The 13,330-nt window shown below is 65.5% G+C and carries 10 protein-coding genes, 1 tRNA gene and 1 pseudogene; 8 read left to right on the forward strand and 4 right to left on the reverse strand.

Features of this window, described 5'->3' with window-relative positions; genetic code table 11:
• Nucleotides 1-829: 829 nt before the first annotated feature.
• Nucleotides 830-2,773, reverse strand: a pseudogene (locus tag ACS8YF_RS00645) (Rne/Rng family ribonuclease); the annotation flags it as partial.
• Nucleotides 2,774-3,142: 369 nt separating this feature from the next.
• Here ACS8YF_RS00645 and ACS8YF_RS00650 point away from each other — a divergent pair.
• Together ACS8YF_RS00650 and ACS8YF_RS00655 are read left to right on the forward strand one after the other, a co-directional pair.
• Nucleotides 3,143-4,027, forward strand: a complete 885-nt coding sequence (locus ACS8YF_RS00650; protein WP_440848389.1) for an RluA family pseudouridine synthase — start codon at nt 3,143-3,145, stop codon at nt 4,025-4,027.
• The gene (locus tag ACS8YF_RS00655) at nt 4,027-4,695 is read left to right on the forward strand and encodes an HAD family hydrolase (protein ID WP_109994371.1); all 669 of its coding nucleotides are present in this window, start codon (nt 4,027-4,029) and stop codon (nt 4,693-4,695) included. The genes ACS8YF_RS00650 and ACS8YF_RS00655 overlap by 1 nt, the downstream gene beginning before the upstream one ends.
• A 1-nt stretch (nt 4,696) precedes the next feature.
• Here the strand turns inward: ACS8YF_RS00655 and ACS8YF_RS00660 are convergent, their stop codons facing one another.
• The gene (locus tag ACS8YF_RS00660) at nt 4,697-5,287 is read right to left on the reverse strand and encodes a Maf family protein (protein WP_440848287.1); all 591 of its coding nucleotides are present in this window, start codon (nt 5,285-5,287) and stop codon (nt 4,697-4,699) included.
• A gap of 141 nt (nt 5,288-5,428) precedes the next feature.
• On the opposite strand from ACS8YF_RS00660, the gene ACS8YF_RS00665 reads away from it, so the two are divergent.
• From ACS8YF_RS00665 to clpA, 5 genes are all read left to right on the forward strand, one after another.
• Nucleotides 5,429-5,953, forward strand: a complete 525-nt coding sequence (locus tag ACS8YF_RS00665; protein ID WP_440848288.1) for a YceD family protein — start codon at nt 5,429-5,431, stop codon at nt 5,951-5,953.
• 31 nt (nt 5,954-5,984) lie between these two features.
• Nucleotides 5,985-6,170 carry a 50S ribosomal protein L32 gene (gene rpmF / locus ACS8YF_RS00670; RefSeq protein ID WP_109994374.1) on the forward strand — a complete coding sequence of 62 codons (186 nt, stop codon included), beginning with the start codon at nt 5,985-5,987 and terminating at the stop codon, nt 6,168-6,170.
• A gap of 123 nt (nt 6,171-6,293) precedes the next feature.
• Entirely contained in the window at nt 6,294-7,325 is a 1,032-nt protein-coding gene (gene plsX, locus ACS8YF_RS00675) for a phosphate acyltransferase PlsX (RefSeq protein WP_440848289.1), read from the forward strand.
• Nucleotides 7,326-7,574: 249 nt separating this feature from the next.
• On the forward strand, nt 7,575-7,904 hold the full coding sequence (gene clpS / locus ACS8YF_RS00680) for an ATP-dependent Clp protease adapter ClpS (RefSeq protein WP_109994376.1): 330 nt from the start codon (nt 7,575-7,577) through the stop codon (nt 7,902-7,904).
• Nucleotides 7,905-7,964: 60 nt separating this feature from the next.
• Nucleotides 7,965-10,232: an ATP-dependent Clp protease ATP-binding subunit ClpA gene (gene clpA / locus ACS8YF_RS00685; RefSeq protein ID WP_440848290.1), complete on the forward strand. Its 2,268-nt coding sequence runs from the start codon at nt 7,965-7,967 to the stop codon at nt 10,230-10,232.
• 543 nt (nt 10,233-10,775) lie between these two features.
• Here the strand turns inward: clpA and pilB are convergent.
• On the reverse strand, nt 10,776-12,506 hold the full coding sequence (pilB, locus tag ACS8YF_RS00690) for a type IV-A pilus assembly ATPase PilB (RefSeq protein ID WP_440848291.1): 1,731 nt from the start codon (nt 12,504-12,506) through the stop codon (nt 10,776-10,778).
• A 151-nt stretch (nt 12,507-12,657) separates the two neighbouring features.
• Here pilB and ACS8YF_RS00695 point away from each other — a divergent pair, with 151 nt between their 5' ends.
• Nucleotides 12,658-13,107, forward strand: coding sequence for a hemerythrin domain-containing protein (locus ACS8YF_RS00695; RefSeq protein ID WP_440848292.1), 450 nt, complete (start codon nt 12,658-12,660; stop codon nt 13,105-13,107).
• A 141-nt stretch (nt 13,108-13,248) separates the two neighbouring features.
• Here ACS8YF_RS00695 and ACS8YF_RS00700 read toward each other — a convergent pair.
• Nucleotides 13,249-13,325, reverse strand: a tRNA-Pro gene (locus ACS8YF_RS00700).
• Nucleotides 13,326-13,330: the final 5 nt, after the last annotated feature.

The following is a 13,330-nucleotide window of genomic DNA, read 5'->3' on the forward strand; positions in this document are numbered from 1 at the left end:
CGACTTCGGGAAGCGTCGCCCTGGGCTGGCGTTTTGTGCCGTTCTGGCCATCGGCACCCCGATCCGGCCTGTCCTCACTGGCCTGGGCATCGCCCCGGTTTCGTTTCGAAGACGTATCCGCCGATCCCTCGGCCTTCCGGTCTGCCGCGGGCGTGTTGTCGTCGTCGCCCCCGGCCATCTCGGCTTCGCCTGCGTCGGAACGGGGCCGGGTCTGCGCGGCCTGCGCGTGCTGATCCGCGCCCGACGCCTCGTCTTCGGTGCTTGCCGCGCCGTTAGCGGTATCGCTCGTCGTGGCCGCCTTCTGTTCGTCGGTGTCGTTGTCCGTGCCGCCACCGCGCTTGCGGCCACCGCGCCGGCCGCGGCCGCCGCGCCGACGGCGCCGGCCGCGCTTGGCTTCGCCCGATCCGGTGTTGTCATCGGCGCCCGATGCGTCGTTGTTCGTCCGGTTCGGCTCGTCGCTGGCCTGATCGGCGTCGTCGGTCTTCGGCTCCGGCTTGCGGCTCGCGCTATTGTCCGCGCGCTTGTTGCCCTGCGCGGACTGTTTGGCCTGCGCTTCGGCGGCCTTGCTGCGTGAATTGTCGGCGTCCTTGCGTGCCGCGGCGGCCTTGTCGCGGTTGCTCTGGGCCGTGTCCTCGGCCGGTTTGTCGGACTTCCCGGCGTCCTGCTTCGGCGCCGCCTTGTCCGCATTCTGGCCCGGACTCTGCTTCGACGACTGGCCGTTGCTGTCCTCGTCGCGACTGCGGTTGCGCCCGCCACGCCGACGATTGCCATTCCGGCTGTTGCCACTCCGGCTGTTGCCGGTGCCGCGGTTGTTGTCGTCATTCCGCGACTTGTCGCCGCGCGCATTTGTCTTCGCGTTGCCGTCGCCGGATTCCGCGCGCCGGCCGGCCGACTCGTCGCCGGACTTCGCGTCCGCGCCGCGGCGGCGCTGGTCGTGTTCGGTTTTCTGCGTGGTTGTCTCGCGGCTGGCCGGGCCCGAGCCTGAGGCGCCGAGATCGGCCTCGCCGCTGAAGATGCGCCGAAGCGCGTCCCAGAGCTGCTGCCATGGGGTCATGGTGGCGGCCGGCTCGGGTGTTGCCGCCGGCGGCGGGGTGCTGGCGCCGGCGGTGGTGCTGGCGCCGGCGGTGGTGCTGGCGGGCTCGCTGCGCTCGATGACCGGCGCATCGGGACGGGCGACGCGCTTGACCGCGGGCTCCTCGCGGGCCTTGCGCGTACTGGCCTGGTGATCGGGCTCCGCCGGTTTTTCGATATCGACCTGGGTGTCGATCTTGTAGCTGGCGGCGTTGTTGTCTTCTTCGGTGAGCTGGTCGCCGCGGACGCGCCGGATCTCGTAGTGCGGCGTTTCGAGTTCGTTGTTGGGAACCAGCGTGATCCGGGTCTTGGCGCGCCGTTCGACGTCCGCCAGATCGCTGCGCTTTTCGTTGAGCAGGAAGCTCGCGACCGGGATCGGCAACTGCACGATCACGCGGCCCGTACCCGGCTTCATCGCCTCCTCTTCCAGCAAGCGGAGGATCGACAGCGACAGCGATTCGACGCTGCGGATCGAGCCGCGGCCGAGGCAGCGCGGGCAGACCTGGCTGGAGTATTCGGACAGCGACGGCTTGAGCCGCTGGCGCGACATCTCCAGCAGGCCGAAGCGCGATATCCGCCCGATCTGGACGCGCGCGCGATCGGCCTTGGCCGCCTGCTTGAGGCGATTCTCGACTTCGCGCTGGTTCTTCGCGCTCTCCATGTCGATGAAATCGATCACCACCAGGCCGCCGAGATCGCGAATGCGCAGCTGACGCGCGACTTCCTCGGCCGCCTCGACGTTGGTGTTGAAGGCCGTTTCCTCGATGCCGGCGCCCTTGGTGGCGCGTGCCGAGTTGATGTCGACCGAGGTCATGGCTTCGGTGTGATCGATTACGATCGAACCGCCGGAGGGCAGGGTGACCTCGCGCTCGAAGGCGGATTCGATCTGCGACTCGACCTGGAAACGCGAGAACAGCGGCGTTTCATCGGTGTATTGCTTGAGCTTGTTCAGGGCGTGCGGCATGACCTGCTGCATGAACTCGCGCCCGGTCTCGTAGACCTCGGGCTGGTCGATGACGACCTCGCCGATATCATCGCGCAGGTAATCGCGCAGCGCGCGGATGATGACGTTGGATTCCTGGTAGATCAGGAACGGCGCCTTGCGCGCGTCCGCCGCATCGTTGATCGCTTTCCAGACGTGCGCGAGATAGTCCAGATCCCACTGCAGTTCCTCGGCGCAGCGGCCGACCCCGGCGGTGCGCACGATCACGCCCATGCCCTCGGGCACCTGGACTTCGTTGAGTGCTTCGCGCAGCTCGTTACGCTCCTCGCCCTCGATGCGACGGGACACGCCGCCCGCCCGCGGGTTGTTCGGCATGAGCACCAGATAGCGCCCGGCGAGGCTGATGTAGGTGGTGAGCGCGGCCCCCTTGTTGCCGCGTTCCTCCTTCTCGACCTGGACAATGACTTCCTGGCCTTCGGATAGCGTCGCCTTGCCGTTGCCCTGGCCGTTGCCGTCCGCTTTCTCGTAGTAGGACTTGGCGACTTCCTTGAGCGGCAGGAACCCGTGGCGATTGCCACCGTAATCGATGAAGGCGGCCTCCAGGCTGGGCTCGACCCGGGTTACGCGTCCCTTGTAGACATTGGCCTTGCGTTGTTCTCTAGAACCGACCTCGATGTCGAGGTCATGCAGTTTCTGTCCATCGACGATGGCCACCCGCAGCTCTTCCGGCTGGGTGGCGTTGACCAAAATACGTTTCATGGATTGGGATCCAGTGGCGCGCTCGACTGGCGACCCGGGCGCGGCGCGTATGGACGCGTTGCCACGCGGCCGACCGCGACGTACCCCGCGCACACTCGCCAAGCATCGCGGCAAGCAGAATGGGGACTACGGCGGTCAGACAGGAGCGCATAAGATGAATGGATAACTCGAGAATCGGGAACCGCTGAGCGAACGTGCCGTGATAGGCTTTCAACCGTTACGCACCAGCGTGTTCGAAATAACTGTCGGTCAGCGCTCGCTGGCTACATCGACTTCCGATGTGCCGCGTATGCGCGACCTTGGGAGTGTAATCTGACAACGCAGCGGCCTCAAGTACGACATGTTCGGGTGCATGCCAACGACGACGGCATGCGGCTGGATAATTTTTTGCTGCGTGAATTCAAAAACGTGCCGAAATCGCGCGTTTACAAAATCATTCGCAGCGGTGAAGTGCGCGTGAACAAGGGCCGGGCCAGGCCCGGGACCCGGCTCGTCGAAGCCGACGATGTGCGTATTCCGCCGGTCCACCAGGCCCCCAAGGCCGACCCGGGGCGGCCGCCCGACGCGCTGATGGACAAGGTCAACGCCGCGGTCGTGGCCGAAACCGCCGATTATCTGGTGTTCGCCAAGCCGGCGGGGCTGGCCGTGCATGCCGGCAGCGGCCTGCGCTTCGGGTTGATCGAAGTGCTGCGGGCCGCACGCCCCGGCCAGTATTTCGAGCTCGTGCATCGCCTCGACCGGCAGACCAGCGGCTGTCTGCTGGTGGCGCGTTCCCGCGCCGCGCTCGACGATCTGCGGGCCGGCCTCAACGACGCGTCGGCGACCAAGCGCTACATCGCTCTGGTCGAGGGGCGGTGGCCCCACGGCACGATCGAGGTCGATGCGCCGCTGTCGCGCGATGTGGAGCGCGCCGGCGAGCGCGTGGTCACGGTCGATCACGACGGCGGACGGGCCAGCCTGTCGCGCTTCGCCCCGGCCGAGTTCTATGCCGACGCCACGCGCATGGACGTCGAGATCCGGACCGGCCGCACGCACCAGATCCGGGTGCACGCGGCGCACTGCGGTCATCCCGTGGCCGCCGACGACAAGTACGGCCCGAACGCGCGGGCCAGTCGCTGGCGTGATCGGGGCCTGGCGCGGCTGGCGCTGCACGCGGCCTCGGTACGGCTGCATTTCGATGGGCGGCCGCATGTCTTCGAGGCACCGCTCGCGCCCGATCTGGCAGCGGTCTTCGACCGCCTGGGGCGAGCGTGATGGCGCGCGATTACCAGCTGATCATATTCGACTGGGACGGCACGCTCATGGATTCGGCCGGCGAGCTTGTCGGCACCCTGCAGCAGGCGATTCAGGATACCGGCCTGCCCGAGCGCACGCCGGCCCAGATGCGCGAGCTCGTCGGCCTCGGTATCCAGGAGGTGTTGGGGCGACTGTTTCCCGAGCTGGATCCGGTCCGGGTGCGCGATCGCATCAGCCGGTATCGCCAGCGCTACGGTTGGCCACGCGCGGCCCCGCGACTGTTCGAGGGCGCGCGCGAGGCGCTGGTTCATCTCGGCGAGCAGGGGATCGAGCTGGCCGTGGCGACCGGAAAGAACCGGCGCGGGCTGGATCGCGCGATGCACGCAACCGATTCGAAGGGGCTGTTTCGCATCACCCGGTGCGCGGATGAGTCGGTGCCCAAGCCGGCGCCCAACATGATCGACGATATCCTGCTGCGCACGGCAACCGAGCCGGAGGCGGCGCTGATGGTCGGCGATACCGAATACGACATGGTGATGGCGCGCGCCGCGGGAATCGACGGGCTCGCCGTGCGTTGCGGCGTACACGATGAAATCCGCCTGCGCCGCGCGGGCGCCATCGACGTGATCGCGGATGTACGGGCGTTGCCGGCCTGGTTGGCCGCCGGTAAAGCCGGGGCGCCCTGAGTCAGGGCAGGGCAATCCCGGCCTCGGCGAGCAGCCGGCGCAGGCCGATCAGCGGCAACCCCACCAGGGCGCTGGGGTCGCTGGATTCGATCGCCGCCACCAGGGTGATGCCGAGGCCTTCGGACTTGAGGCTGCCGGCCGTGGCGGTGACATCCTCGGCCGCCACATAGCGCGCGATCTCGGCATCGTCCAGCTCGCGAAACCGGGTGGTCACGGTTTCGAGGTGCAGGCGCGGCTCGGCGAACGCCGGCGCGCAGACGCACAGCCCGGTATGAAAGAGCACGCGCTTGCCCGACTGCCACCTTAATTGTTCGCGCGCGCGGGCGGCGGTGCCCGGCTTGCCCAGAATGTATCCATCGACGTCGGCAACCTGGTCGCTGCCGATGACCACCGCTTCGGGCCAGTCGGCGGCCACCTTCTCGGCCTTGGCCCGGGCCAGGCGGCAGGCCAGCGCGTCGCCGGACTCGCCGGCGTGCGCGGTCTCGTCGACATCGGGCGAGGTGGCCTCGAAGGGCAGGCCGATCTGTTGCAGCAGCTGGCGGCGCCAGACCGAGCTGGAGGCCAGAATCACGTGGGGGCGATGCGCGCTCATGAGCGTGTGGGATTGAAAATGACGCAAGCGAGCATAAAGCAAGCGACCGCACGGCCGGATACGACCGGTCGCCCGGGCGAAAAGCTTTGACTTGCGGCGGCTTGCACCCTATTATCGCGCGCCATGTCGTCGGGGCAACAAATGACGCGGCGAATAGACTATCGCCGCCGGGCGGTCGACAAGGCGCGCCTGACCGGCCGTTTGTCGTTGGCGGCGTTGCCTCGGACCCGTGCCGTCGTGGCCGAGGCGTCGGATGCGCCGGTTGAGGCGTCGTTGTTGCTCGACGAGGATAACCAGCGACGGGTGGTGCTGACCGGGCGAGTGCGCACGACACTCATGCTGCCGTGTCAGCGTTGCCTGCAGCCCACCGCCCAGGCGATGGATGTCGACGTCGCGGGCATCGTCGTCGCAAGTGACGAGGCCGCGGCCGCCGTGCCGCGCGAGTGGGAGCCGATTCTGAGCGAAGGCGATATGCTGGATGTGCATGCGCTGATCGACGATGAACTCCTGCTCGCGCTGCCGATGATCGTGCAGTGCGACCGCCCGGTATGCCGGGCGGCCTACGACACCGAACAGAAAGCGCCGGAGAACAGTCCGGCGCCAGACAAACCGAACCCGTTCGCGGCGTTGGCATCGCTCAAGCGCGATGACGATGAGCCGCGGTAGACCCCGATCCGGATAACCCAAAGGCAGTGCTATGGCCGTCCAACAAAACCGTAAATCCCGTTCGAAGCGTGACAAGCGTCGCAACACGCATGCGAGCATGGATCGTCCGACGCTGTCGATCGACCCGACCACGGGCGAGACGCATCGTCGTCACCACGTGACCCGCGACGGTTTCTACCGTGGCCGGCGCGTGGTCGAGACCGGCGACGACGTCTAGAGTTTTCCGCGCGCGTCATCGTATCCAGCCGATAGCGCGGCGTCCGGGTGACGGGCGCTGCGCGGTATCGCGTTGAACATGGGGCGAGGGGATGAAACAAGTGCAGCGACCGCTGGCGATCACGTGTCCGGCATGATTCGTATCGCCGTTGACGCGATGAGTGGCGACCATGGCAGTGCCGTGGCCGTCGAAGCGGCGATCGCCAGCCTGCGTCGGCACGAGGACATCGTGCTGAAACTGGTGGGTGATGCGGCGGCGCTCGAGGCACAGATCGCGGGTCGCGGGCGGCGTCAGAAAAGCGATGCCGTGCTCGATCGTCTCGAGGTCGTGCATGCCGGCGAGGTCGTCGACATGTGCGAGTCGCCTGCGCGCGCGTTGCGCCAGAAAAAAGACTCCTCCATGCGCGTGGCGGTCAATCTGGTGCACAGCGGTGAGGCCGATGCCTGCGTATCGGCGGGCAATACCGGCGCGCTGATGGCCACTGCCCGGTTCGTACTCAAGACGCTCTCCGGCATCGATCGGCCGGCGATCATTTCGCCGATTCCCTCGCGCGACGGGCACACCCTGATGCTGGATTTGGGCGCGAGTGCCGAGAGCACGCCCGAGCAGCTGTTCCAGTTCGCGGTCATGGGCGCCGTGCTTGCGAGTGCGGTGCACGGGATCGAGCATCCGCGCGTCGGGTTGCTCAACATCGGCGCCGAGGAAATCAAGGGCAATCAGCAGATCAAGGACGCCGGCCGGCTGCTCGCGGCAAGCGGACTGAACTACATCGGCTTTGTCGAAGGTGACGATATCTATATCGGCGATGTGGATGTGGTGGTCTGTGATGGTTTCGTCGGCAATGTAGCGCTCAAGACCAGCGAGGGCCTGGGCAAGCTGATCGCCCAGTATCTGCGTGAGGAGTTCGCGCGCAACTGGCTGACCAAGGCCTCGGCGGTTCTGGCCATGCCCGTGCTTCGGGCGTTTCGCAGCCGTGTCGACCCACGCCAGTACAACGGCGCTACGCTGGTGGGGCTGCAGGCGACCGTGGTCAAATCTCATGGCGATGCCGACGCGACGGCATTTGCCAGCGCGATCGGCGTCGCGCGGCTCGAGGTGGCGCAGGGCGTGCCGCGCCGGATTCGTCAGCAGTTGGCGCATAACCTCGGCGAATAGGCCGGATTTCGCGCGATTCGAGGGTGCGGGCCGGATCCTTGATCGAGCGATTGATTCACGGCCTTCCTGCCCCTATATCTGTAGCCGTTGATGGTTGCGGATCGCATAATCGGATCGAAGATGGCCTGCACGGCCGGCGTGAATGCCGCGTGTTCGGTGCCGCCATGCCACCCGTCTTTCTCTATCTTTCAATCGGCGGCGACACCGGCGCGCGTCGCGTTTCACGTCGAATGAAAACCAGGGGTCGACATGACTGATACCGACAAACCGAAAATCGGGCACGAAGACGGCGGTACCGCGGTCGCGCCCGAAAAGCCCAGGACCAAGAAGCCGCCGTTGTATAAGGTGGTCATGCATAACGACGACTACACGCCGATGGAATTCGTGGTCGAAGTGCTGATGACTTATTTCACCCATGACCGGGACAAGGCGGTACAGATCATGCTGACCGTTCATACACGCGGAAAGGCCGTGGCCGGCACCTATACCGCCCAGATCGCGGAGACCAAGGTGCAGCTGGTCAACGACCACGCACGCGCACACCAGCACCCGCTGTTGTGTACTATGGAAGAGGCCTGAAAGGACGGCCGACACGTCGCGCCGCAGGTTTAAATCGAACGCCAAGTTCGGGGACGCAAAATGCTCAGCCAAGAACTGCAGACTGCACTCGACGCCGCCTTCATGGTTGCGCGTCGTCAGCATCACGAAATGCTCACCGTCGAGCATTTGCTGATGTCATTGCTGGACAATCCGGCAGTGATCGAGGTGCTCGAGGCCGTGAACACCGACATTCAACGTCTCGAGCGTGAACTCAAGAATTACATCGACACGCATGTGCCGGTCGTGCCGGCCGGCGAAGACCACGAGGTTCAGCCGACGCTGGGTTTCCAGCGCGTGCTGCAGCGCGCGGTCTATCACGTGCAGTCGTCCGGCAAGAAGGAGGTCACCGCGGTCAATGTGCTGATCGCGATCTTCTCCGAGCAGGAGTCGCACGCGGTATACCTGTTGGGCGAACAGGACGTCACGCGCCTGGACGTGGTCAATTTCGTCTCGCACGGCGTCAATAAGTCGGGCGAGGAATCCGGTGACGCCGGCAGCGCCGGCCAGTCGCAGAGCGACGAGAACGGCGAGTCGAGCGCGTCGCCGCTGGAACAGTACGCCACCAATCTGAACCGCAAGGCCGCCGAGGGCGACGTGGACCCGCTGATCGGCCGCGAGCACGAGATCGAGCGCGTGATCCAGACATTGTGCCGTCGGCGCAAGAACAATCCCTTGCTGGTAGGCGAGGCCGGCGTCGGCAAGACCGCGATCGCCGAAGGGTTGGCGCGGATGGTTGTCGAAGGGCGTGTGCCGGATATTCTGTCCAAGAGCGTGATCTATGCGCTGGACCTTGGCGCACTGATCGCGGGCACCAAGTACCGCGGCGATTTCGAGAAGCGCCTCAAAGGTGTGCTCGCCGAACTCGGCAAGCAAAAAGGTGCGGTGTTGTTCATCGACGAGATCCATACCGTGATCGGCGCCGGCGCGGCCTCGGGCGGCGTGATGGATGCCTCGAACCTGCTCAAGCCGAAGCTCGCTTCGGGCGAGTTGCGCTGCATGGGCGCGACCACGTATCAGGAGTTCCGGACCATCTTCGAGAAGGATCGTGCGCTGGCGCGCCGGTTCCAGAAGGTGGATGTGCCGGAGCCGAGCGTGGCCGACACCGTGCAGATCCTCAAGGGGCTCAAGACCCGGTTCGAGGAGCACCACCAGGTGCGCTTCACCAACCCGGCGCTGGAGGCGGCGGCCGAGTTGTCGGCGCGTCATATCAACGACCGGCATCTGCCCGACAAGGCGATCGACCTGATCGACGAGGCGGGGGCGCGTCTGCGTCTGCGGCCGTCGACCAAGCGGCGCAAGACGGTGCAGGTTCGGGATATTGAGGAAATGGTCTCGCGGATCGCCCGGATTCCGTCCAAGACCGTGTCCCGCGACGACCGCGCCGTGCTCAGCACGCTCGATCGCGATCTCAAGCTGGTCATCTTCGGCCAGGACGAGGCCGTGGACTCGCTGTCCAGCGCGATCAAGATGTCACGCTCGGGACTGGATAACCGCGACAAGCCGATCGGCTCGTTCCTGTTCGCCGGGCCTACCGGCGTCGGCAAGACCGAAGTCACACGTCAGCTCGCGCTGCATCTGGGCGTGGAGCTGATCCGGTTCGACATGTCGGAATACATGGAGCGGCATACCGTGTCGCGCCTGATCGGCGCGCCCCCGGGCTATGTCGGCTACGACCAGGGCGGCCTGCTGACCGAGGCGGTCAACAAGCAGCCGCACTCGGTGATTCTGCTGGACGAGATCGAAAAGGCGCATCCGGACATCTACAACCTGCTGCTGCAGGTGATGGACCACGGTACGCTCACCGATAACAATGGCCGGCAGGCGGATTTCCGCAACGTCATCCTGGTAATGACGACCAACGCCGGCGCGGAGCAGATGGCCAGCCGCAGTATCGGCTTCAATCCATCCGATAACAGCACGGATGGCCTGGAGGCGATCCGTCGCGGCTTTTCGCCCGAGTTCCGCAACCGTCTGGACTCCATCATCCAGTTCGCGCCGCTCAAGGGCGATATCATCGAGCGTGTGGTCGACAAGTTCGTGCTGCAGCTCGAGGCCCAGCTCGAAGAGCGCGGTGTGGAGCTGGTGGTCGAGTCCGAGGCAAGAGCCTGGCTGGCTGCGCGCGGCTACGATGAGAAGATGGGCGCACGCCCGATGGGCCGCGTGATTCAGGAGAACATCAAGAAACCGCTGGCCGAGGAACTGCTGTTCGGCGAACTGGCCCACGGCGGCCGCGTGGTGGTCCGGGTGGTCAACGATGAGCTCGATCTGGATGTCTCGTCGAGCGAGAAGACGCCCGAGCAGGCCTGATAAGGGCGACGTGGGCGACGCGCCGCTTCGGGCGGGGCGGCCGCCCACGTCCGGCGCAGGCCGGGCAGGTGAACCTCGGCGCGGGCGCAGTGCGACAGCTATACCGCTCTTGGGTCAACGAGGGCCTGGGCAGGCTCTTTTTTGCAGTGAATTAATTTAAAGACAATGACCTGACGGCAGGTCGGATCAGCGCGCAGCGCTTAATCCGACGCTCAACCGGCGGGTTACGAGGCCCGGCTGTCGGATTACGGTGCAAGCACCTCATCCGACCTACGCCACTGTCCGCGCCGGCCTGGCCGGCGGCCGGCGCGGTTTTGCATCACACGGCGTTGCGACGCAAATCCTTCAGTCTACGCACGGTGCGACCGCGATGCCCCGGTTCGGTTGCGGTTACGCGGCATGGGTGCCGACCGGTTCGCGATGGCACGTCATGCCAAGGCTTGGCGGTCCCCCCGGTGTGTTCGAATGGCCCCATTCGGCGAGGGCGCGGGATGCGATCGGGCTTGCCACGCCGCCGTTGGCAGCGACAACGGGCCGTGATCTCTATTCCACCGTAACGCGGTTGAGTTCGGCCAGGCTGATGACCCCGTGGCGCACCTTGTTGAGGCCGGCCTGGCGAAGGTTGAGCACGCCCTCCGAGGCGGCCTGTTTCTCGATATCGTCGGCATGGCCGCCCGACATGATGATCTGGCCGATGGCATCGGTGACCGGCATCACCTGATAGATCCCCACGCGTCCACGATAGCCGTCGGTACAATGATCGCAACCTTTCGGATTGGCTTCGTAGATCGTGAGATGCTCGATTTCCTCGGCCGAGAAGCCTTCCTCGATCAGCGCATCGGGCGGGATTTCCGCTGCGGTCTTGCACTGGGGGCAGAGCCGGCGGGCCAGGCGTTGGGCGATGATCAGCGTCACCGAGGCGGCGATATTGTAGGCGGGCACGCCCATGTTGATCAGGCGGGTGAGGGTCTGCGGCGCGTCATTCGTGTGCACCGTCGACAACACCATATGTCCGGTCTGGGCCGCCTTGATGGCAATTTCCGCCGTCTCCAGGTCGCGAATCTCGCCGACCATGATGACGTCCGGATCCTGGCGCAGGAAAGCCCGCAGGCAGGCGGCGAAGGTCAGCCCGACGCGCGGCTGTACGTTGACCTGGTTCACGCCCGGCAGGTTGATTTCCGCCGGATCCTCGGCGGTGGAAATGTTGCGGTCCGCCGTGTTGAGGATATTGAGCGCGGTATAGAGCGACACTGTCTTGCCGCTGCCGGTAGGGCCGGTCACCAGCACCATGCCGTACGGCTTATGAATGGTCGACTCGAAGATTTCGCGCTGGTAATCCTCGTAACCGAGCGCTTCGATTCCCATCTGCGCGCTGGCCGGATCGAGGATACGCAACACGATCTTTTCGCCGTGCAGCGTCGGGCAGGTCGAGACACGGAAATCAATGGATCGGTTCTTCGACAGGTTGAGCTTGATACGCCCGTCCTGCGGGATGCGTCGTTCGGCCAGATCCAGTCGCGCCATGACCTTCAGCCGTGCCGACAGGCGCATGCCGATGGCGGCCGGGGGCGAGGCCACCTCGCGCAGCACGCCGTCCTGGCGCTGGCGTACCCGGTAGCGTTGCTCGTAGGGCTCGAAGTGGATGTCGGAAGCGCCGCGGTTGATGGCATCCAGCAGCACCTTGTTCACGAAACGCACCACCGGCGCGTCATCGGCGTCGGCCTTGAGCGCATCGGAGCTGGTGCTGTCGCCGCCATCCTGCTCGGCTGAGAGATTGTCGAGCGCGACATCGTCCAGGCCGGCCATCGCGCTGTCGAGCGCGCTGAAGTTCGATTCGATCGCGCGTTCGAGCTTGTCCTGCTCGACCAGTACCGCTTCAATCTGCTGGCCGGTATTGAACCGGAATTCGTCCAGCGCCTGCAAATTCGTGGGATCCGCCACCGCCAGATACAACGTCCGGCCGCGCCGGAAAATGGGCAGCGCTCCGTGCTTGCGGATCAGGCTCTCGGGGGCGGCGTCGATCGGGGCATGGGCGAGATCCACCGCGCGCAGATCCAGCAGCGGCATGGAGAAGGCGCGCGCCAGGGCCCGTGCCAGGACCGGCGCACTAAGCGCCCGGGTCGCCACCGCCCGCGCCACGAACGACTCTTCGTTGCGCTGGGCTTCTGCCTGGATACGAAGCGCCGCCTCGTACTCGATGAGGCCGTCTTCGACGAGTTGTCGCGCCAGGCCGCCAAGGGTCGTCTGGCGCGTCGTGCGTTGGGTTGTCGGCATAGTTGCACCGCGTACCAAAAGCTGTCGATCCGCTGGATCGGGCCGCCGAGTACGTCAGATTACACGGGTGAACCGATGCGTCGATTGTAGGCGGTTTCCTCATGGCGTGCCATGAACTATGGTCGGGCTGTAATTCACAGCGAGAATCCACGTGAAAACGATCTTCGAAGCGCTGCGCGAAAGCCATGACAAGCAACGCCGATTGCTGGCCGCGCTGTGCGAGACGCACGGCGACTCCGACAAGCGGGAAGGCCTGTTTGCCGCGGTGAAGGCGGAGCTTGTGCATCACGAGAACGCGGAGGAGCGGTACTTCTACAATCCGCTGATGGAGCACGATATGACGCAGGAAAAAGCGCGCCACAGCGTGGCCGAGCACCACGAGATCGACGAGCTGGTGGCGGCGATCGAAGCGACCGATTACAGCTCGCCCGCATGGCTGAGTTCCGCCCGGAAGCTCGAGGATCTGGTCACGCATCACCTGGACGAGGAGGAGCGGGAAATCTTTCAGGTCGCCGGTCGCGTGCTCGACGACGACGAGAAGGCGCAACTCGCGCGAGGCTATGATCGGATGATGGCGGAGCAGGCCGACGGTTCGCCTTGAGGCGGTGCGGCGCGGCGTCCAGCGTCGCGTCGTTGTCGTGGCCGCCCGAAACCGCGGGGGCGGGGGGATTACGCTCCGCCAGCGCCCGAGCGTTCACGCGCGATTCGCGGTTGTCGGGGTGTCAGGCGGGAACAAAAAAGATGGTCGGAGTAGCAGGATTTGAACCTACGACCTCCACCTCCCGAAGGTGGCGCTCTACCAAGCTGAGCTATACTCCGATGAC

The organism is Salinisphaera sp. SWV1 (assembly GCF_052044155.1).
GTDB lineage: Bacteria > Pseudomonadota > Gammaproteobacteria > Nevskiales > Salinisphaeraceae > Salinisphaera.